Annotated in this window: 23 protein-coding genes; 17 read left to right on the top strand and 6 right to left on the bottom strand. The window is 63.2% G+C overall.

The features are described 5' to 3' along the window. Positions 1-186 precede the first annotated feature (186 nt). From hslV to J5X93_RS02200, 7 genes are all read left to right on the top strand, one after another. On the top strand, positions 187-717 hold the full coding sequence (gene hslV, locus J5X93_RS02230) for an ATP-dependent protease subunit HslV (RefSeq protein ID WP_043207181.1): 531 nt from the start codon (positions 187-189) through the stop codon (positions 715-717). A 76-nt stretch (positions 718-793) separates the two neighbouring features. Then, positions 794-2,137 carry an ATP-dependent protease ATPase subunit HslU gene (hslU, locus tag J5X93_RS02225; protein WP_043207178.1) on the top strand — a complete coding sequence of 448 codons (1,344 nt, stop codon included), beginning with the start codon at positions 794-796 and terminating at the stop codon, positions 2,135-2,137. Positions 2,138-2,280: 143 nt separating this feature from the next. Beyond that, complete coding sequence (locus J5X93_RS02220) at positions 2,281-2,658, top strand: gamma-butyrobetaine hydroxylase family protein (RefSeq protein ID WP_070571077.1); 378 nt, start codon at positions 2,281-2,283, stop codon at positions 2,656-2,658. A gap of 351 nt (positions 2,659-3,009) precedes the next feature. After that, positions 3,010-4,689 (top strand): class II poly(R)-hydroxyalkanoic acid synthase, encoded by a 1,680-nt coding sequence (gene phaC, locus J5X93_RS02215; RefSeq protein ID WP_043207173.1) that lies wholly within the window; start codon positions 3,010-3,012, stop codon positions 4,687-4,689. A 60-nt stretch (positions 4,690-4,749) separates the two neighbouring features. Next, positions 4,750-5,607 (top strand): poly(3-hydroxyalkanoate) depolymerase, encoded by an 858-nt coding sequence (gene phaZ / locus J5X93_RS02210; protein ID WP_043207169.1) that lies wholly within the window; start codon positions 4,750-4,752, stop codon positions 5,605-5,607. Between the two features lie 68 nt (positions 5,608-5,675). Next, on the top strand, positions 5,676-7,358 hold the full coding sequence (phaC, locus tag J5X93_RS02205) for a class II poly(R)-hydroxyalkanoic acid synthase (protein ID WP_043207167.1): 1,683 nt from the start codon (positions 5,676-5,678) through the stop codon (positions 7,356-7,358). 4 nt (positions 7,359-7,362) lie between these two features. After that, a complete protein-coding gene (locus tag J5X93_RS02200) occupies positions 7,363-7,977 on the top strand; it encodes a TetR/AcrR family transcriptional regulator (protein ID WP_043207165.1) in 615 nt (204 codons plus the stop codon). Positions 7,978-8,089: 112 nt separating this feature from the next. On the opposite strand, the gene J5X93_RS02195 is transcribed toward J5X93_RS02200, so the two are convergent. From J5X93_RS02195 to J5X93_RS02185, 3 genes are all read right to left on the bottom strand, one after another. Then, entirely contained in the window at positions 8,090-8,878 is a 789-nt protein-coding gene (locus tag J5X93_RS02195) for a phasin family protein (RefSeq protein WP_043207162.1), read from the bottom strand. Between the two features lie 10 nt (positions 8,879-8,888). Beyond that, positions 8,889-9,311 (bottom strand): phasin family protein, encoded by a 423-nt coding sequence (locus J5X93_RS02190; RefSeq protein ID WP_043207160.1) that lies wholly within the window; start codon positions 9,309-9,311, stop codon positions 8,889-8,891. 173 nt (positions 9,312-9,484) lie between these two features. Continuing rightward, positions 9,485-9,760, bottom strand: a complete 276-nt coding sequence (locus J5X93_RS02185) for a polyhydroxyalkanoic acid system family protein (protein ID WP_043207157.1) — start codon at positions 9,758-9,760, stop codon at positions 9,485-9,487. A 124-nt stretch (positions 9,761-9,884) separates the two neighbouring features. Here J5X93_RS02185 and ubiE point away from each other — a divergent pair, with 124 nt between their 5' ends. The 10 genes from ubiE to J5X93_RS02135 all read left to right on the top strand — a co-directional run bounded on the left by ubiE (position 9,885) and on the right by J5X93_RS02135 (position 17,699). Beyond that, positions 9,885-10,655 (top strand): bifunctional demethylmenaquinone methyltransferase/2-methoxy-6-polyprenyl-1,4-benzoquinol methylase UbiE, encoded by a 771-nt coding sequence (ubiE, locus tag J5X93_RS02180; protein WP_043207154.1) that lies wholly within the window; start codon positions 9,885-9,887, stop codon positions 10,653-10,655. Further along, on the top strand, positions 10,655-11,278 hold the full coding sequence (locus J5X93_RS02175) for a ubiquinone biosynthesis accessory factor UbiJ (protein ID WP_070571072.1): 624 nt from the start codon (positions 10,655-10,657) through the stop codon (positions 11,276-11,278). The genes ubiE and J5X93_RS02175 overlap by 1 nt, the downstream gene beginning before the upstream one ends. After that, positions 11,275-12,885, top strand: a complete 1,611-nt coding sequence (gene ubiB, locus J5X93_RS02170) for a ubiquinone biosynthesis regulatory protein kinase UbiB (RefSeq protein ID WP_043207148.1) — start codon at positions 11,275-11,277, stop codon at positions 12,883-12,885. The genes J5X93_RS02175 and ubiB overlap by 4 nt, the downstream gene beginning before the upstream one ends. A 73-nt stretch (positions 12,886-12,958) precedes the next feature. Beyond that, positions 12,959-13,351, top strand: a complete 393-nt coding sequence (gene hisI / locus J5X93_RS02165) for a phosphoribosyl-AMP cyclohydrolase (protein WP_027592414.1) — start codon at positions 12,959-12,961, stop codon at positions 13,349-13,351. Between the two features lies 1 nt (position 13,352). Next, a complete protein-coding gene (locus J5X93_RS02160) occupies positions 13,353-13,688 on the top strand; it encodes a phosphoribosyl-ATP diphosphatase (RefSeq protein WP_043207145.1) in 336 nt (111 codons plus the stop codon). A 163-nt stretch (positions 13,689-13,851) separates the two neighbouring features. After that, entirely contained in the window at positions 13,852-14,124 is a 273-nt protein-coding gene (locus J5X93_RS02155) for a twin-arginine translocase TatA/TatE family subunit (protein ID WP_043207142.1), read from the top strand. A 3-nt stretch (positions 14,125-14,127) separates the two neighbouring features. Beyond that, complete coding sequence (tatB, locus tag J5X93_RS02150) at positions 14,128-14,505, top strand: Sec-independent protein translocase protein TatB (RefSeq protein WP_043207140.1); 378 nt, start codon at positions 14,128-14,130, stop codon at positions 14,503-14,505. Continuing rightward, a complete protein-coding gene (tatC, locus tag J5X93_RS02145; RefSeq protein ID WP_182942194.1) occupies positions 14,502-15,293 on the top strand; it encodes a twin-arginine translocase subunit TatC in 792 nt (263 codons plus the stop codon). The genes tatB and tatC overlap by 4 nt, the downstream gene beginning before the upstream one ends. Further along, a complete protein-coding gene (locus tag J5X93_RS02140; RefSeq protein ID WP_182942192.1) occupies positions 15,290-15,997 on the top strand; it encodes a 16S rRNA (uracil(1498)-N(3))-methyltransferase in 708 nt (235 codons plus the stop codon). Before tatC ends, J5X93_RS02140 begins: the two co-directional genes overlap by 4 nt. A gap of 97 nt (positions 15,998-16,094) precedes the next feature. Then, positions 16,095-17,699, top strand: coding sequence for a methyl-accepting chemotaxis protein (locus tag J5X93_RS02135; protein WP_043207133.1), 1,605 nt, complete (start codon positions 16,095-16,097; stop codon positions 17,697-17,699). Between the two features lie 91 nt (positions 17,700-17,790). On the opposite strand, the gene J5X93_RS02130 is transcribed toward J5X93_RS02135, so the two are convergent. The 3 genes from J5X93_RS02130 to J5X93_RS02120 form a co-directional block, all read right to left on the bottom strand. Continuing rightward, positions 17,791-18,525 carry an amino acid ABC transporter ATP-binding protein gene (locus tag J5X93_RS02130; RefSeq protein ID WP_043207132.1) on the bottom strand — a complete coding sequence of 245 codons (735 nt, stop codon included), beginning with the start codon at positions 18,523-18,525 and terminating at the stop codon, positions 17,791-17,793. Further along, positions 18,518-19,480, bottom strand: coding sequence for an amino acid ABC transporter permease (locus J5X93_RS02125; protein WP_070571066.1), 963 nt, complete (start codon positions 19,478-19,480; stop codon positions 18,518-18,520). Before J5X93_RS02125 ends, J5X93_RS02130 begins: the two co-directional genes overlap by 8 nt. 109 nt (positions 19,481-19,589) lie before the next feature. Continuing rightward, positions 19,590-20,387: a transporter substrate-binding domain-containing protein gene (locus J5X93_RS02120; protein WP_043207344.1), complete on the bottom strand. Its 798-nt coding sequence runs from the start codon at positions 20,385-20,387 to the stop codon at positions 19,590-19,592. Between the last annotated feature and the right edge of the window lie 80 nt (positions 20,388-20,467).

Raw genomic sequence — 20,467 nt, 5'->3', positions numbered from 1 at the left:
CCATTTCGCGGGTAAGCCCGCCCCCACAGCAATCCTAGCGCCTGTGGGAGCGGGCTTACCCGCGAATGGGCAACACCGATGGCCCTGCCCGGCACGACCATTCATCCCCCCCGGTTGAAATCCTTCCCCCCACCCCCATATGAGTCTGCAACAGGCATTTTCGCCCCGCTGCGTGGAGACTCTCCCTTGACTACCATCGTTTCAGTCCGCCGCCACGGCAAAGTCGTCATGGGCGGCGACGGCCAGGTTTCCCTCGGCAATACCGTGATGAAAGGCAACGCGAAGAAAGTCCGTCGCCTGTACCACGGCCAGGTCATCGCCGGCTTCGCCGGTGCCACCGCCGATGCCTTCACCTTGTTCGAGCGTTTTGAAGGCCAGCTGGAAAAACACCAAGGCCACCTGATCCGTGCCGCCGTCGAACTGGCCAAGGAGTGGCGCACCGACCGTTCCCTGAGCCGCCTGGAAGCCATGCTCGCCGTGGCCAACAAGGATGCCTCCCTGATCATCACCGGCAACGGTGACGTGGTCGAGCCCGAAGACGGCTTGATCGCCATGGGTTCCGGCGGTGCCTACGCCCAGGCCGCTGCGCGCGCCCTGCTGAACAAGACCGACCTCTCGGCTCGCGAGATCGCCGAGACCGCCTTGAACATCGCCGGTGACATCTGCGTGTTCACCAACCACAACCTGACCATCGAGGAGCAGGACCTGGCCGAGTGATCAGCTGTTTTGGCGCCCGGTCCCGGTGACAGGGCTTTTCCACGCTGACCCACTCTGATCAAGGACCATTTTCATCATGTCCATGACCCCCCGCGAGATCGTTCACGAACTCAACCGCCACATCATCGGCCAGGACGACGCCAAGCGCGCCGTGGCCATTGCCCTGCGCAACCGCTGGCGCCGCATGCAGCTGCCGGCCGAGCTGCGCGCAGAAGTCACCCCCAAGAACATCCTGATGATCGGCCCAACCGGCGTGGGCAAGACCGAGATCGCCCGTCGCCTGGCCAAACTGGCCAACGCGCCATTCCTCAAGGTCGAAGCCACCAAGTTCACCGAAGTGGGCTATGTCGGCCGTGACGTCGAATCGATCATCCGCGACCTGGCCGATGCCGCGCTGAAGATGCTCCGCGAGCAGGAGATCATCCGCGTGCGCCACCGCGCCGAGGACGCTGCCGAGGACCGCATCCTCGACGCCCTGCTGCCCCAGGCCCGGGTCAGCAGCTTCGCCGAGGAAGCCTCCCAGTCGAGCAGCGACTCCAACACCCGCCAGCTGTTCCGCAAGCGCCTGCGCGAAGGCCAGCTGGACGACAAGGAAATCGAGATCGAAGTGGCCGAGTCCATGGGTGTCGAGATCGCCGCGCCACCCGGCATGGAAGAAATGACCAACCAGCTGCAAAGCCTGTTCGCCAACATGGGCAAGGGCAAGCGCAAGGCGCGCAAGCTCAAGGTCAAGGAAGCGCTCAAGATGGTGCGTGACGAGGAAGCCAGCCGCCTGGTCAACGAGGAAGAGCTCAAGGCCAAGGCCTTGGAAGCGGTCGAGCAGCACGGCATCGTGTTCATCGACGAAATCGACAAAGTGGCCAAGCGCGGCAACGTCGGCGGCGCCGATGTCTCCCGCGAAGGCGTGCAGCGCGACCTGCTGCCGCTGATCGAAGGTTGCACCGTCAACACCAAGCTGGGCATGGTCAAGACCGACCATATCCTGTTCATCGCCTCCGGCGCGTTCCACCTGAGCAAGCCAAGCGACCTGGTACCTGAGCTGCAAGGCCGTCTGCCGATCCGCGTTGAGCTCAAGGCGCTGACCCCGGAAGACTTCGAGCGCATCCTGCAGGAGCCGCACGCCTCGCTCACCGAGCAATACCGTGAGCTGCTCAAGACCGAAGGCCTGAACATCGAGTTCGCCGCCGACGGCATCAAGCGCTTGGCCGAGATCGCCTATCAGGTCAACGAAAAGACCGAGAACATCGGCGCCCGCCGCCTGCACACCCTGCTCGAGCGCCTGCTCGAAGAGGTATCGTTCAGCGCGGGCGACCTGGCCAGCGCCCATGACGAAGCGCCGATCCGCATCGACGCGTCCTACGTGAACAGCCACCTCGGTGAGCTGGCGCAGAACGAAGACCTGTCGCGCTACATCCTGTAAGCCCAGCGTCGCCTTCTTCACGGGTAACCCGCTCCACAAGGATTGCAGTGACCTTGTGGGAGCGGGTTCACCCGCGAATGGGCCCTTGAATCCCTCCACAAGAAGCTGGAAGCTTGCCTTATCAGCTCCCGAGAGATTCCCCCATGGCCCGCCTGCCCACCGCCATCAACCTGCACAAAGCCTCCAAGACCCTCAGCCTCACTTACGCCCCCGGCGAGGTCTATCACCTGCCCGCCGAATTCCTGCGGGTGCACTCCCCCTCCGCCGAGGTCCAGGGCCACGGCAATCCCATCCTGCAGTTCGGCAAGATCAACGTCGGCCTTACGGGCCTTGAACCTGCCGGGCAATACGCCCTGAAACTGATCTTCGATGACGGCCACGACAGCGGCCTGTTCACCTGGGAGTACCTCGAGCAGTTGTGCCTACGCCAGGAGCAGCTGTGGGCCGAGTACCTCGATGAGTTGCACAAAGCCGGCAAATCCCGCGACCCGGCCGAATCCGTCGTCAAACTCATGCTCTAGTGCAAGACTTCCACGCTTTAGAGCGCGTTTTCTAATCTCATCTGTTTGAATGCCCTACAGACAGCTCATGCACGAGCTGTCTTGCGCATTACATGAAAGTCGGGTAACCAATGGAGCTGGCAAGTTCCCTGCATCGTCGAACGCGCGGGCAGGGTCGGGCCGGTATGTAGAGGTCGCGAGCGAAAGCAGGCTGTCTTCACACGCAGAAAATCCCGCAGCTCATCGCCTGACGCATCCGGTCGCAGCACCGCTGTTTCTTATCACTGGTCACCCGAGCAGCAGTACCGGGCAATCGTCTGTGTACCCGCCACAGCCAACCGGTACTCGTCTCAGGACAACGGAGCGTCGTAGATGAGTAACAAGAACAACGATGAGTTGCAGCGGCAGGCCTCGGAGAACACCCTGGGCCTGAACCCGGTCATCGGCATTCGTCGCAAGGATCTGCTGACATCGGCGCGCACCGTCTTGCGCCAGGCCGTTCGCCAGCCGCTGCACAGCGCCAAGCACGTGGCGCACTTTGGCCTGGAACTCAAGAACGTGCTGCTGGGCAAGTCCAGCCTGCAGCCCAGTGGCGATGACCGCCGCTTCAATGACCCGGCCTGGAGCCAGAACCCACTGTATCGCCGCTATCTGCAGACCTACCTGGCCTGGCGCAAGGAGCTGCAGGACTGGATCGGCAACAGCGACCTCTCCCCTCAGGATGTCAGCCGCGGGCAGTTCGTCATCAACCTGATGACCGAGGCCATGGCCCCGACCAATACCCTGGCCAACCCGGCAGCGGTCAAGCGCTTCTTCGAGACCGGCGGCAAGAGCCTGCTCGATGGCCTGTCCAACCTGGCGAAGGACCTGGTCAACAACGGTGGCATGCCCAGCCAGGTGAACATGGACGCCTTCGAAGTGGGGAAGAACCTGGGCACCAGCGAAGGGGCCGTTGTGTATCGCAACGACGTGTTGGAGCTGATCCAGTACAGCCCCATCACCGAACAGGTGCACGCCCGTCCGCTGCTGATCGTGCCGCCACAAATCAACAAGTTCTATGTCTTCGACCTGAGCCCGGAAAAAAGCCTGGCGCGCTTTTGCCTGCGCTCGAACCAGCAAACCTTCATCATCAGTTGGCGCAACCCCACCAAGGCTCAGCGCGAATGGGGCCTGTCGACCTACATCGATGCACTCAAGGAAGCCGTGGACGCGGTGCTGTCGATCACCGGCAGCAAGGATCTGAACATGCTCGGTGCCTGCTCCGGCGGCATCACCTGCACCGCGCTGGTCGGCCACTACGCGGCGCTGGGCGAGAACAAAGTCAACGCCCTGACCCTGCTGGTCAGTGTGTTGGACACCACCATGGACACCCAGGTCGCGCTGTTCGTCGACGAGCAGACCCTCGAAGCCGCCAAGCGCCACTCCTACCAGGCCGGCGTGCTCGAAGGCAGCGACATGGCCAAGGTGTTCGCCTGGATGCGCCCGAACGACCTGATCTGGAACTACTGGGTCAACAACTACCTGCTCGGCAACGAGCCGCCGATTTTCGACATCCTGTTCTGGAACAACGACACCACGCGCCTGCCCGCCGCCTTCCACGGCGACCTGATCGAGATGTTCAAGAACAACCCGCTGACCCGCGCCGACGCCCTGGAAGTGTGCGGTACCGCCATCGACCTGAAGAAGGTCCACTGCGACATCTACAGCGTCGCCGGCACTGCCGACCACATCACCCCGTGGCAGTCCTGCTACCGCTCGGCGCACCTGTTCGGCGGCAAGATCGAGTTCGTGCTGTCCAACAGCGGGCATATCCAGAGCATCCTCAACCCGCCCGGCAATCCCAAGGCGCGCTTCATGACCGGTGAAGACCGCCCGGACGATCCCGTGGCCTGGCAGGAAAACGCGATCAAGCACGCCGACTCCTGGTGGCTACACTGGCAAGCCTGGCTGGGTGAACGCGCAGGTGAGCTGAAAAAGGCGCCGACCCGCCTGGGCAATCGCGCCTACACCGCAGGCGAAGCCGCACCGGGGACGTACGTCCACGAACGATGAGACCTGTCGCCATGGCCGCTTGGTCGCGTCATGGCGTCTTTTTGACCTAGAGTTCCGTGCATGCCGCAACCCTACATATTCAGGACAGTCGAGCTGGACAACCAGTCCATCCGCACCGCGGTCCGCCCCGGCAAGCCGCATCTGACGCCTTTGTTGATCTTCAATGGCATCGGCGCCAACCTGGAGCTGGTGTTCCCGTTCATCGAGGCGCTGGACCCGGACATCGAGGTCATCGCCTTCGATGTGCCGGGTGTCGGCGGCTCGTCCACGCCCAGCCGCCCTTACCGCTTCCCAGGCCTGGCCAAGCTGACTGCGCGCATGCTCGACTACCTCGACTATGGCCAGGTCAATGTCATCGGCGTGTCCTGGGGCGGCGCCCTGGCTCAGCAGTTCGCCCACGATTACCCCGAGCGCTGCAAGAAGCTGATCCTCGCCGCGACCGCTGCTGGGGCCTTCATGGTGCCGGGCAAGCCCAAGGTGCTGATGATGATGGCCAGCCCCCGGCGCTATGTGCAGCCCTCCCATGTGATCCGCATCGCGCCGTTGATTTATGGCGGTGGTTTTCGCCGCGACCCCGACCTGGCCCTGCACCACGCGGCCAAGGTGCGCTCGGGCGGCAAGACCGGTTATTACTGGCAACTGTTCGCTGGCCTTGGCTGGACCAGTATCCACTGGCTGCACAAGCTCCAGCAGCCGACACTGGTACTGGCCGGCGACGATGACCCGTTGATTCCGCTGATCAACATGCGTCTGCTGGCCTGGCGTATTCCCAACGCACAGCTGCACATCATCGACGACGGGCATTTGTTCCTGATTACTCGGGCCGAAGCCGTGGCGCCGATCATCATGAAATTCCTTCAGCAGGAGCGCCAGCGCGCGGTCATGCATCCTCGCCCGGCCCCTGGCCCTGGCGGCTGAACCCTGCCCCACCGGTGGTGATGGTTACGCGAGACGAACGTGGATGAGGCCTTACGACGGAGTGTGGGATGACAGATAAACCGGTAAAAGGGACGACACCGGTCCCCGCCACGAGCATCAATGTACAGAACGCGATCACCGGCCTGCGCGGGCGCGATCTGTTCTCGACACTGCGCAATGTCGGCCGTCTTGGCCTGCGCAACCCCTTGCACACCGCCCATCATCTGCTTGCCCTGGGCGGTCAACTGACCCGGGTGATGCTCGGCGACAGCCCGCACCAGCCCCACCCGCGCGACAACCGCTTCAGCGACCCGACCTGGAGCCAGAACCCTTTCTACCGTCGCGGGCTGCAGGCCTACCTGGCCTGGCAGAAACAAACTCGCCAATGGATCGAGGAAAGTACGCTGGACGACGATGACCGCGCTCGTGTCCACTTTCTGTTCAACCTGCTCAACGATGCCCTGGCTCCGAGCAACTCGCTGCTCAACCCTCTGGCGGTCAAGGAAATCTTCAACACCGGCGGCCTGAGCCTGGTCCGCGGCGTGGCCCACCTGCTCGACGACCTGCGTCATAACGACGGCCTGCCGCGCCAGGTGGACGAGCGCGCTTTCGAGGTGGGCGTGAATCTCGCCGCCACCCCTGGCGCCGTGGTGTTTCGCAATGAGCTGCTGGAGCTGATCCAGTACAAGCCGATGAGCGAAAAACAGTACGCCCGACCGCTGATGGTCATTCCGCCGCAGATCAACAAGTACTACATCTTCGACCTTGGGCCGACCAACAGCTTCGTGCAGTACATGCTCAAGAACGGCCTGCAAGTGTTCATGGTCAGTTGGCGCAACCCCGATCCACGCCATCGCGAATGGGGGTTGTCCAGCTACGTGGAAGCGCTGGAAGAGGCCCTCGTCGCCTGCCGCAGCATCAGCGGCAGCCGCGACCCCAACCTGATGGGCGCCTGCGCCGGTGGCCTGACCATGGCCGCCCTGCAGGGCCACTTGCAGGCCAAGGGCCAATTGCGCCGGGTACGCAGCGCCACCTACCTGGTCAGCCTGCTGGACAGCCAATTCGACAGCCCGGCGAGCCTGTTCGCCGACGAGCAGACCATCGAGGCGTCCAAGCGCCGCTCGTACCAGCGCGGTGTGCTCGATGGCGGCGAGGTGGCGCGGATCTTCGCGTGGATGCGGCCCAACGACCTGATCTGGAACTACTGGATCAACAATTACCTGCTGGGCAGGACACCACCGGCTTTCGACATCCTTTACTGGAACGCCGACAACACGCGTTTGCCCGCGGCGTTTCATGGCGAGCTGCTGGACTTCTTCAAGCTCAACCCCTTGACCTACCCGAACGGCATGCAGGTGTGCGGGACACCGATCGACCTGAGCCAGGTCACCCTGGACAGTTTCACCGTTGCCGGCAACAACGATCACATCACCCCGTGGGACGCGGTGTACCGCTCGGCCTTGCTGCTCGGTGGCAAACGCCGTTTCGTGCTGGCCAACAGCGGCCATATCCAGAGCATCATCAACCCGCCTGGCAACCCCAAGGCGCATTTCCTGGAGAACCCCACGCTGTCGAGCGACCCACGTGCCTGGGTGCACGACGCCACACGCCACGAAGGCAGCTGGTGGCCCCAATGGCTGGAGTGGATCGGCCAGCGCTCCGGGCGCCTGAAAGCCCCCGCGACCGAGCTGGGCAACGCCAGCTATCCACCGCTGGGCCCGGCTCCGGGCAGCTATGTCAGGGCACGCTGACACGATGAAGACCCGCGACCGTATCCTCGAATGCGCCTTGCACTTGTTCAATCGCCAGGGCGAACCCAACGTCTCGACCTTGGAGATCGCCAACGAATTGGGCATCAGCCCGGGCAACCTCTATTACCACTTTCATGGCAAGGAGCCGTTGGTGCTGGGGCTCTTCGAGCGCTTCGAGGAAGCGCTCATGCCGCTGCTGGACCCACCCCTGGGCGTGCGCCTGGACGCCGAGGATTATTGGTTGTTCCTGCACCTGATCGTCGAGCACATGGCCCAGTACCGTTTTCTGTTCCAAGACCTGTCGAACCTGACCGGACGCCTGCCGAAGCTGGCCCGCGGCATGCGCAGCCTGATCAATGCGCTCAAGCGCACACTGGCGGCCCTGCTCGCCAGCCTCAAGAGCCAAGGCCTTGTGAGCAGCGACACGCAAGCGCTGGGGCAACTGGTGGAGCAGATCACCCTGACCCTGATGTTTTCGCTCGATTACCAGCGGGTGCTTGGGCGTGAAGGGGACGTGGGCATCGTGGTGTATCAAGTGATGATGCTGGTGGCGCCACATCTGGTAGGCCCTGCACGCGGGGCTGCCGAACAGCTGGCGGGCAGATACCTGGAGGGGTAAGGCGCACGCGATGCGTTGCCTGGCCTGACGCTTTCGCGGGTAAACCCACTCCCACAAGGTTCAACGCTGAACCTGTGGGAGCGGGTTTACCCGCGAAAGGGGCGACGCGGTATTAGGCCTGGGTAGCGGCGTTCACCGGTGCCGATGGCGTGCTGCTGGCCGGCGCAGCGGCGGGTGCCGGAGCGGCGGTTGCAGCGGGGGCGGCGCTGGCGGCCGGCACGGCTGGCTTGGCTGCCGCGGGCTTGACGGGTGCTTTTTTCGCCGCGGGCTTCTTCGCCGCAGCGGGTTTGGCCGCAGGTTTGGCGGCAGTCGCCTTGGCAGCCGGTTTTGCCGCAGCGCTCTTCGTCGCAGGCTTGGCAGCCGCCTTGGCTACAGGCTTCGCAGCCGGCTTGGCGGCCGGTTTCGCCGCAGCCGTCTTCGCCGCAGGCTTGGCAGCCGCTTTCGCCAGAGGCTTGGCGGCGGTCTTGCTGGCAGCAGCCTTGGACACTGGCGTCACCGAAGCACCGGTGAGTTTCTCGATCTGCTTGGTGAGGCTATCGACCTGCTGGTGCAGGGCCTTGATCTCGTTGCGGCTTGGTACGCCCAGGCGCGAGATGGCGCTATTGAGGCGCTTGTCGAAGGCTTCTTCCAGCTCGCTCCACTTGCCCAACGCGCGCTCTTTCACATCGGAGACACGAGAGGATGTGGACGACTTGGCGCTTTGCTTCACGTCATCGACATTCTTCTTGGCTTGTTTTTCGGCCTTTTCACCATCCTTGACCAGCGACTCGAACAGCTTCGGGCCGTCCTGGTCGATCTTGGAATAGATACCCAGGCCAGCCAGCCAGATCTTGCGGGAGTACTTCTCGATCCCGCCGACCCAGGAGCTGCCTTCTTTCTCGGTGTTCTTCTTGCCAGCCATCCTGCTCTCCTTATGGTTTGCGCGCGACACGCTCGAGCAACTCGGTCAGCTGTTCGAGTTTGATGGACAACGCTTCAACGTCATGTTTAGACGGTATGCCGAGGCGATTCAAGGCGCGGGCGACCCGTGCATCGAAAGCTTTCTCGATCTTGTCGAGTTGAATCTCGACCTTGCCCCGAACACGGCTTACCTGCACGGTCGCTTCGTCGATCTGGTTGTTGGCGGCGTCGAGCTGTTGGTCGACGCGTTTCTTGCCACGCTTCTCGACGCCTTCGCCGGCCTTGACCAACTCCTTGAAGTAGTCCGAGCCTTCCTGGCCGACACGGGCATAGGCACCCAGGCCCGCCAGCCAGATCTTGCGCGCGTAGCCGCGCACCTCGCCCAAGGTGCTGCCTGGGGCGTCGTCTTTTTTCTTCAGGTTCACTTTGGCCATGCTCTGCACCTCACTCGCTTGAGGGAATGGAGGAACTGCCCATGGAACGCGGGCTTGAGCATAAGGTAGGGCGGAAAATTAGAATCCTCACCCTAAGAGCGCAGCTGCAAGAGAAAGCAAATCCCGCCGTACGCGATTCTGCTTTTTCTTGCAGCTTGGTACTCGGAGGGCCGTCAGGCCAGGGCCTTGTCCAGCGCTCGCTCGATCTCGCCCTTGATGGTGCCGCTCATCATCGACAGCATCATCCCAAGCTTGAGCTCCACGCGGATGGTGTCCTCGCCGATATGCACGCTGCCATTGGCACCGCTGCGCGACACGTCGACGCGGTCGCCCTGCCAGCTTGCCTTGAGGTCGTACTCGCGGGTCAGCCGGTCCACCAGCACCTCGGCCTTGGCGCGGGCGGCCTCGCGGCCGAGGGAGTGTTTGCGTTCAACGCTGATCTGGGTCATGCGGGCAATCCTGGATATCAACACAATGACGCCATTATGCCCGCGCCCATCCCACGGAGCACCCCGCCAAGACAAATCCGCCCGTTGCCCCTAGAATGGCCGTAATTTTTTTCGGTGAAGCGATATGAACGACCAGCGCAAAGGCGACCACGCCGAACCCACCACCCACTTCGGCTACCAAAACGTACCCGAGAGCCAGAAAGCGAAGAAAGTCGCCGAGGTTTTCCACTCGGTAGCCGCCAAGTACGACCTGATGAACGATGTGCTTTCCGGGGGCATGCACCGCCTGTGGAAGCGCTTCACCATCGAGCTGTCGGGCGTGCGCAGCGGCAACCGAGTGCTGGACATCGCCGGTGGCACGGGCGATCTGGCCGCCAAGTTTTCGCGCCTGGTAGGCCCCACCGGCCAAGTGGTGCTCGCCGACATCAACGAGTCGATGCTCAAGGTCGGCCGTGACCGCCTGCTCGACCGTGGCGTGGCCGGCAACATTGAGTTCGTCCAGGCCGACGCCGAGAAGCTGCCTTTCCCGGACAACCACTTCGACTGTGTGACCATCGCCTTCGGCCTGCGCAACGTCACCCACAAGGACGAAGCCATCCGCTCGATGCTGCGCGTCCTCAAGCCCGGCGGTCGCCTGCTGGTGCTGGAGTTCTCCAAACCCACCAACAAGCTCATGTCCAAGGCCTACGACGCCTACTCGTTCGCCTTCATGCCACTGGCCGGCAAGCTGATCACCAACGACTCGGAAAGCTACCGCTACCTGGCCGAATCGATCCGCATGCACCCCGACCAGGAAACCCTCAAGGCCATGATGGTCGAGGCCGGCTTCGACCGCGTCACCTACCACAACATGACCAGCGGCATCGTCGCCGTGCACCGGGGAATCAAACCCTGATGCTCCTGGCCGGCCTGCTCGCCAGCGTCGAGCATGGGCTCAACCGGGTCCTGCGCATGGACAGCACGGCCTTGCCGCGCCTGGCTGCGCTCGAAGGCAAGGTGATCGAGATCGACTGCCGCCAGCCGGCCTTGCAGCTGTACATCCTGCCCGATGAACAAGGCCTGATGCTCGCTGCCCACTGGGAAGGCGAGGTCGATTGCAGCCTGCGCGCGCCGGCCGGCAGCCTCGCCCAACTGGCCTTCGCCAAGGACAAGACCGCCGTGCTGCACAGCCCTCAGGTCGAATTGCATGGCGACAGCGCCGTGCTGCTGGACCTGGTCGGTGTGCTCCAGGACCTGGAACTGGACTGGGAGTACGAGCTGTCGCGCTGGCTGGGGCCGGTCGCCACTGCACTGGTCGCCGGGCATATCCGCCTGCGCGCCCGCTGGACCCGCCAGGGCCTTTCACGCTTCAGCCAGAACCTCTCCGAGTACCTGGCCGAAGAGTCCCGCACCCTGGTCGGCCGGCGCGAAGCCGAAGCGGCCTTCAGTGAGCTCGATGCCCTGAAGGTCGACGTTGAACGCCTCGAGGCGCGCCTGCGCCGCCTCGCCCGATCCCTTGATACCAGCGATAACGCATGAAGCTGCTCGCCGTCCGCCGTCTGTTGCGCATCCAGCGCGTCGTGATCCGCTACCGCCTCGATGACCTGCTGTTCGACCTTCCCCTGCCCTGGTGGCTGATGAGCCTGCGCGCCTTGCTGCCCTGGCGCTGGCTCCCGCGCAAACCGTCCGAGCTCAGCCGCGGTGCACGCCTGCGCATGGCCCTGCAGGACCTGGGGCCGATCTTCATCAAGTTTGGCCAACTGCTGTCCACCCGCCGCGACCTGCTGCCCACCGACATCGCCGATGAGCTGATGCTGCTGCAGGACCGCGTGCCGCCATTCGACCCCAAGCAGGCCGTGGCGCTGATCGAGGAGCAGCTGGGCGCCAAGGTCGGCGAAGTGTTCAGCCGCTTCGACGTCGAGCCCCTGGCCTCGGCGTCGGTGGCCCAGGTGCATGCCGCACGCCTCAAGAGCGGTGAAGAGGTCGTGGTCAAGGTGGTGCGCCCTGGCCTCAAGCCGGTGATCGCCCAGGACCTGGCCTGGCTGTTCCTGATCGCCAAGGGCGCCGAGCGGGTCTCGGCCGACGCCCGACGCCTGCACCCGGTGGAAGTGGTCAGCGACTACGAAAAGACCATCTTCGATGAGCTCGACCTGCTGCGCGAGGCAGCCAACGCCAGCCAGCTGCGCCGCAACTTCGAAGGCTCGGAATTGATGTACGTACCCCAGGTGTATTGGGACTGGTGCCGCCCCAAGGTGCTGGTGATGGAGCGCATCTACGGCGTGCCAGTCACCGACCTGGCGACCCTGGCCGACCAGCGCACTGACATGAAACTGCTCGCCGAGCGTGGTGTAGAGATCTTCTTCACCCAGGTGTTCCGCGACAGTTTCTTCCACGCCGACATGCACCCGGGCAACATCTTCGTCAGCACGGTCAAGCCCTGGAGCCCGCAGTACATCGCCATCGACTGCGGCATCGTCGGCAGCCTCACCTCCGAAGACCAGGATTACCTGGCGCGTAACCTGATCGCCTTCTTCAAGCGCGACTACCGGCGCGTCGCCCAACTGCACATCGATTCGGGCTGGGTGCCGGCGCAGACCAAGGTCAACGAGTTCGAGGCGGCTATCCGTACCGTGTGCGAGCCAATCTTCGAGAAACCGCTCAAGGACATCTCCTTCGGTCAGGTACTGATGCGCCTGTTCCAGACGGCCCGACGCTTCAACATGGAAGTCCAGCCGCAGCTGGTCCTGCTGCAGAAGACCTTGCTCAACATCGAAGGCCTGGGCCGCCAGCTTTACCCCGACCTCGACCTGTGGAGCACCGCCAAGCCGTACCTGGAGCGCTGGATGCGTGATCGCATGAGCCCCAAGGCAGTGTTCGGCAACCTGCAAAGCCAGGTAGAGCAATTGCCGCACCTGGCCGACATGACCCGCGACCTGCTCGAGCGTCTGTCGCAGCCGCACCTGAACGATCCGCAACTGCCGGAGCGCCGCCGCCAGGGCGACCGCTGGGCTCTGCGTTTGCTCGGTGCCGGCCTGCTCGGCGGCGGTGCCACCCTGGCGGCCGGGGCGGCCAGCCTCAGCGCCCCGGCGGCCTGGCCAGCCTGGCTGATGCTGGCGGCCGGGCTCTACCTGATCGTGCGCCAATAGCCAGCCGCGCGGCTGGCTGGCACACTAGCGCAAGGGGCCCGACACAGGCGTGGGTCCGGATTTGGAGTCGACGATGAAAGACTGGCTGGACGAGATCAAGTGGAACAGCGATGGCCTGGTGCCGGCGATCGCCCAGGACCATAAGACCGGACGCGTATTGATGATGGCCTGGATGAACCGCGAATCCCTGGCCCTGACCGCTGCCGAGCAACGCGCCATCTACTGGTCGCGCTCACGTGGCAAACTGTGGCGCAAGGGCGAGGAGTCCGGCCATGTGCAGAAGCTGCACGAAATGCGCCTGGACTGCGACGCCGACGTGATCATCCTGATGGTCGAGCAATTGGGCCATATCGCCTGCCACACCGGCCGCGAAAGCTGCTTCTATCGCGTCTTCGAAGACGGCCAGTGGAAAACCGTCGACCCGGTCCTCAAGGATCCGGATGCCATCTACAGCGCAGGACACTGACATGAGCGACACCCTCAACCGCCTTGCCGAAGTACTCGAGCAACGCAAGCAAGCGGCGCCCGACAGCTCCTACGTGGCCAGCCTGTACCACAAGGGTCTGAACAAGATCCTCGAGAAACTGGGCGAAGAGTCCGTCGAAACCATCATCGCCGCCAAGGATGCCGCCATCAGCAAGGATTACGGCGATGTCATCTACGAAACCGCCGACCTGTGGTTTCATAGCTTGGTGATGCTCAGCGCGCTGGGCCAACACCCACAGGCCGTGCTCGATGAACTGGAGCGCCGCTTCGGGCTCTCCGGGCATGACGAGAAGGCCGCACGCCAGCCTTCCAACTGATGTATTCCCGGGGCGCAGCGCGTCCCTGTGGAGCGGGTTTCCCCGCGAAGAATGCAACGCGGTAGAGAGCACTGGCTTGGCCGGTGTTCGCGGGTGAACCCGCTCCTACAGGGGCCGCGCTGTCAGAAAAATTCGCTGTACCTGTAAATTTCAGGAGTACGAAATGGGTATTTTTGACTGGAAACACTGGATCGTCCTGCTGGTCGTCGTAATCCTGGTCTTCGGCACCAAGAAGCTGAAGAACCTGGGCAGCGACCTGGGCGAATCGATCAAGGGCTTTCGCAAGGCGATGAACGAGGAAGAAAACAAACCGGCCGAGCAGACCCCGCCGCCGGCCCAGCCCGCAGCCCCCGTGCAGAACACCGCCCAGCAGCCCCAGGGCCAGACTATCGAAGGCCAGGCCCAGCCGGTCCAAGAGCCGCAGCGGAAAGACTGACCCATGTTCGGCATCAGCTTCAGCGAGCTGCTGCTCGTCGGTCTGGTCGCCCTGCTGGTGCTCGGTCCCGAGCGCCTGCCTGGTGCCGCGCGTACCGCAGGCCTGTGGATCGGCCGACTCAAGCGCAGCTTCAACGCCATCAAGACGGAAGTCGAGCGCGAGATCGGTGCCGACGAGATCCGCCGCCAACTGCACAATGAGCACATCCTGCAGATGGAGGAACAAGCCAAGCGCATCCTCGATCCGAGCAGGCCAGCCACGCCATCCATCGGCAACAGCGAAACACCGGCGCCATCGACCACCCCTGCCGCTCCCGGCAGCAGCGCCCCGGTATCCCCTGCCGCCCCCACTGAGCCGCCGCAGCCGCCACGAGCCCCATGAGCGATAGACCGGAACACGACCAGCCGATGCCGCTGGTTTCGCACCTGACCGAACTGCGTACCCGCCTGCTGCGCTGCGTAGCCGCCATCTTCCTGATCTTCGCTGGGCTGTTCTCCTTCGCCCAGCAGATCTACACCCTGGTCTCGGCGCCCCTGCGCTCACACTTGCCGGCCAACGCGACGATGATCGCCACAGACGTGGCCTCGCCGTTCCTGACGCCGTTTAAGCTTACGATGATCGTCTCGCTGTTCCTGGCCATCCCGTTCATCCTCCAGCAGATCTGGGGCTTCATTGCACCGGGGCTGTACCGCCATGAAAAGCGCATCGCCATTCCGCTGCTGGTCTCGAGCATCATCCTGTTCTATGCCGGCATGGCGTTCGCCTATTTCCTGGTGTTCCCGCTGATCTTCGGCTTCTTCGCCAGCGCCACGCCCGAGGGCGTGTCGATGATGACGGACATCTCCAGTTACCTGGACTTCGTCATGACCCTGTTCTTCGCCTTCGGCGTCGCCTTCGAGATCCCGGTGGCAGTGGTGCTGCTGGTGTGGATCGGCGTAGTCGATGTGCAGTACCTGAAGAAGATCCGCCCCTACGTCATCATCGGCTGCTTCGTGGTCGGCATGATCCTGACCCCACCGGACATCTTCTCCCAGACCCTGCTCGCCGTGCCCATGTGGATGCTGTTCGAGGTCGGCGTGCTGTGCGGCAGCCTGATCCGCAAGCGCAGCCAGCCCGAAGAAGCAGCCTCGGATGACCACAACGACCAGCCGCCAGCGACCCAACCGTGAACCTGCTGTTACTTGAAGAGGCCGACTTCATCGCGGCCGATCGCGTGGTGCTGGCTGACCGGCGCTTCACTCACATGCAGGAGATCCACGGCGTCGAAGTGGGCGATTCCCTGCGCGTCGGTCAGGTCAATGGCTTGATGGGCAAGGCCACGGTGCTGCGCCTGGCAGGGCATGAAGCCGAGCTGCAGGTGGCCTTCGACCAGCCGCCCCCGGCCAAGCTACCGCTGACCCTGGTGCTGGCCGTGCCACGCCCGAAAATGCTTCGTCGCCTGTTCCAAACCGTCGCCACCCTGGGGGTGCCACGGCTGATCCTGGTCAACAGCTACAAGGTCGAGAAGAGCTTCTGGCAAACGCCCTTCCTGAACCCCGAGACGATCCGCGAGAACCTCATCCTGGGCCTGGAGCAGGCCCGTGACACCGTGCTGCCCGAGGTGATCGTCGAGAAGCGCTTCAAGCCGTTCGTCGAAGACCGTCTGCCTGCCATCGCGGCCGGTACGCTTGGCTTGGTCGCTCATCCAGGCCCCTACCCGGCCTGTCCACGCGCCGTGGAGTCGCCTGTGACCCTGGCCATCGGCCCGGAAGGCGGGTGGATCCCCTATGAGGTCGATCTGCTGGGCAAAGCAGGCTTGGCGCCGGTGCAGCTGGGCGATCGTATCCTGCGTGTGGAGACCGCCGTGACGGCATTGCTGTCGCGCATTTTCTGACGAGCGGGTCAAACACCTCCCATCAAGTTTCCCCCCGGCAAGCCGATGGCCTTGGAAGCATGACAAAAATGCGACCAAGCCGACGGGGGAGTGAAGCATGTATCAAGGGTTTGCCCATTTTCTGGGGAACATGAGCGTCAATCGCAAGTTGGGCTTTGGCTTCGGCCTGGTGTTGCTGCTGACCCTGGCGATCACTGCCACAGGTTGGACAGGTATCGACAACGTCACCAACCGCGGCGACAAGCTGGGCAACATTTCGCTGATCTACCAGACCACCCAGGAGCTGCGTATCGCCCGCCTGAACTATACGACCCGTCACGACCAAGCCTCGCTCACCGAGCTGGACAAGACCCTGGACAAGCTCGAGCAGCAAGTGCAGGCGATGCTCGGGCAAATCGAACAACCTGTCGATCACCAGCGCCTAGAGCAGCAGCTGGAAGCTGTGCGCCAGTACCGCCAAGGCTACGAGCAGCTCCAGCAGGCCGACCAGCGCCGCGCGACACAACCTGACAGCGCGCAAACCGCAATCGAACAGGCGCTGCAGCACATGGCCACGCAAGGCAACGTGCTGCTCGAGTCCAGCGCGGCCATGACAGTCTCGCAAACCAAGGTACGCGACGAAGGTACCCGCCAAGCCAAGCGTATGCTGGCCGCCGCCACCGCCCTCGCCCTGTTGCTGGGTCTGCTGGCCGCCTGGACCATCACCCGGCAGATCATCGTGCCGCTGCGCCAGATCCTCGCGGCCGCCGAGCGCGTGGCCAATGGCGACCTCAGCCAGGACGACCAATCGATCGAGCGCCGCGACGAGCTGGGCCAGCTGCAAGCGAGCATGAAACGCATGAACCAAGGCCTGCGGACGCTGATCAGCGGCATCGGTGACGGCGTCACCCAGATCGCCAGCGCGGCCGAGGAGCTGTCGGCGGTGACCGAACAGACTAGCGCCGGGGTCAACAATCAAAAGGTCGAGACCGATCAGGTCGCCACTGCCATGAACCAAATGACCGCCACCGTGCATGAGGTCGCCCGCAGCGCCGAGCAGGCCTCCGAGGCGGCGCTGATGGCCGATCAGCAGGCCCGTGAAGGCGATCGCGTGGTCGGTGAAGCCATCGCCCAGATCGAGCGCCTGGCCAGCGAAGTGGTCAATTCCAGCGAGGCCATGAACCAGCTCAAGGCCGAGAGCGACAAGATCGGCAGCGTGCTGGACGTCATCAAGTCGGTGGCCCAGCAGACTAACCTGTTGGCGCTCAACGCGGCCATCGAGGCCGCTCGTGCAGGTGAAGCCGGTCGTGGTTTCGCCGTGGTCGCAGACGAGGTGCGCAGCCTCGCCCAGCGCACCCAGCAATCGACCGAGGAAATCGAAGAACTGATCGCCAGCCTGCAAAGCGGCACCCAGCGCGTGGCGGGGGTGATGGATGGCAGCCGCGCCCTGACCGACAGCAGCGTCGAATTGACCCGTCGCGCCGGAGGTTCTCTGGAAACCATCACCCGCACCGTCTCGTCGATCCAGGCGATGAACCAGCAGATCGCCACGGCAGCCGAGCAACAGAGCGCCACGGCTGAGGAGATCAACCGCAGCGTGATGAACGTACGTGACATTTCCGACCAGACATCGGCAGCCAGTGAGGAAACCGCGAGCTCCAGCGTCGAACTGGCGCGCCTGGGGACACACCTTCAGGGGCTGGTAGCACGCTTCCGGCTGTAAAGCAGCTGCAAGCACAAGAAAAAGCCGAACGGAGATGAGTTCGCCATCTCGGTTCGGCTTTTTTCATGCCGCTTGAAGCTTGCTCCCCGCTCTACAGCACCTGACGCAGGAAGGCCTGGGCGCGCAGGTCTTTAGGAGCCGCGAAGAACTGCTGGGGCGGGGAGTCTTCGAGGAGCTTGCCGTGGTCGAAGAACAGCACGCGATCGGCCACTTCACGGGCAAAGCCCATTTCGTGGGTCACGCAGACCATGGTCATGCCTTCCTGGGCCAGGGTCTTCATGACATCCAGTACCTCGCCGACCATTTCCGGGTCCAGCGCCGAGGTGGGTTCATCGAACAGCATCACCTTCGGCTCCATCGCCAGGGCTCGGGCGATGGCCACGCGCTGCTGCTGGCCACCGGAAAGGCGCGAAGGGTATTCGTTGGCTTTCTGGGCAATGCCGACCTTCTCCAGCAGCGCGCGCGCCTTGGCTTCGCGCTCGGCTTTGCCACGTTTGCGCACCACCTTCTGGGCCAGGCACAGGTTCTCGAGCACCGTCATGTGCGGGAACAGGTTGAAATGCTGGAACACCATGCCGACTTCGCGGCGGTAGGCGTTGATGTCGGTCTTCGGATCATCCAGCTGCAGGCCGTCGATGGACACATGGCCATCGTCGAAATGCTCCAGGCCGTTCAGGCAACGCAGGAAGGTCGACTTGCCCGAGCCTGACGGCCCAAGCACCACCACCACTTCGCCCTTGGCCACGCGAGTGGAGACGTTGTCCACCGCGCGCACCACCTGGCCACGGGTGTCGAAGACTTTTACCAGATCACGGACTTCAATCACTTTGCGCAAGCCTCCGCTCGAGCCGGCTGGCCATGTGCGACAGCGGCAGGTTGATCAGCAGGTACAGGCCTGCCACGCAGAACCAGATCTCGAAGGTCGAGAACGAGGTGGTGATAGCCTCGCGGCCGCTCTTGGTCAGTTCGGTGATGGCGATCACCGAGACCAGCGAGGTGTCCTTGACCAGGCTGATGAACTGGCCGGCCAGCGGTGGCAGCACGCGCTTGAACGCCTGGGGCAGGATCACGTGACGCATCGACTGGCTGGCGTTCAGGCCCAGCGAGCGTGCCGCTTCGTTCTGCCCCTTGGCGATCGACTGCACACCGGCGCGCACGATCTCGGCTACGTAGGCGCCAGTGAACAACGCCAACGCCGCCACCCCCGCGAACTCCCGGGACAGGTTGAGCACGGTGCCGATAAAGAAGTAGAAAATGAAGATCTGCACCAGCAGCGGTGTGCCGCGTACCAGCTCGACATAGACGGTGGAAAGATCGCGCAGGGTCGGGTTGTTCGACAGCCGGCACAAACCGGCGAACAGGCCGATCACCAAGCCCAAGGCGCCGGACACTACCGAGATCCATAGGGTGGTCCACAGGCCCCAGGTCAAGGGGCCAATGGCCCACTGGCGGGTCACGCCGATCTGGTCGCCCTCGGCGACGTCATCGCCACGGCTCAGCAGCAGGCTGTCCTTGGCGACGGTGACGACCTGCTGACCGCCGCTTTCATCCTTGAGCGTCACGCGGGCGGTGTCGCCCGAGAGGGTGATGTCTTCGACAGAGCCGTTTTCAGCGGCGCGCTGCGCTTCTTCGGCCTGGTAGGCGAAATATTGGGGAACGCGGTTCCAGCGCCACTCGTAGGAAATCATCGAGGTGGCCAGGTAGAGGCTGAACGCCAGCCCCACCAGGACCAGCGCGGTCAACCCGTGCCAGGGCCACTGGGCTTTCTTGTGCTTGATCAATTGGGGTACTCCAGAAAGCGGCAAGCCGCAAGCAACACGCGGCAAGAACAGGCCAAGCGTAGGCTCTGTTTCATCTTGCAGCGTGCAGCTTGCGGCTTGTAGCTACTGCTTATTCCATGTCCTTCAGCCAGTCTTTGTTCTTGAACCACTTGTCGTGAATACGATCGTAGGTCCCGTCGTTCTTGATCTGGTGCAGGAAGTTGTTGATGAAGTTGATGCTGTCGTAGTCGCCCTTCTTCAGACCGAAGGCAAGCGGCTCGTAGGTGAACGGCTCTTCGAGGAACAGCAGCTTGCCGGCACCGGCCTTCTCGACCGCTACCACGTTGTACGGGGCGTCGTAGACGAAAGCATCGGCCTTGCCGTTGACCACGTCCATCACGCCCTCTTGCTCGTTGTCGTAACCGTGATACTTGGCCTTGCTGATGAGTTTCTTGGAAACCATCTCGCCGGTGGTGCCGAGCTTGGAGGTGATGCGGTACTTCTCGTTGTTCAAGTCTTTGTAGGACTTGATCTCGCCCGCGAGTTCCTTGCGGATCAGCAGGGTCTGGCCGACGACGATGAAGGGTTCGCTGAAGTTCAGGCGCAGGTTGCGCTCCTGGGTCAGAGTCATGCCGCTGCCGATCATGTCGAACTTATCGGTCAGCAGGGCTGGGATGATGCCGTCATAGGCGGTGGAGACAGTTTCCAGCTTGACGCCCATGGACTTGGCCATGGCTTTGAGGATGTCCACCTCGAAACCGATGATCTCGCCACGCTTGTTGGTCATTTCGAAGGGCATGTAGGTCGGGTCCATACCGACCCGCAAGGTACCGCGTTTGACGGCGTCTTCGATGGCGCCCGCCTGGGCGGCGGTGACGGCGACCAGTGCGGTGACACCGACCAGCAGTCGCGACAGGTATTTCTTCATCATTACCAAGTCCCCTAGCAAAGTGTTGCGAATTTTATTGTTGGAAAGGTCGATAGACCGATACGCAATATCGAGAGGGA

The organism is Pseudomonas sp. BYT-1, from assembly GCF_023611805.1.
In the GTDB taxonomy this organism is placed as follows: Bacteria; Pseudomonadota; Gammaproteobacteria; order Pseudomonadales; family Pseudomonadaceae; genus Aquipseudomonas; species Aquipseudomonas guariconensis.
The sequence above is the reverse complement of the archived record's forward strand: the minus strand, read 5'-3'. Positions and strand labels throughout refer to the sequence as shown.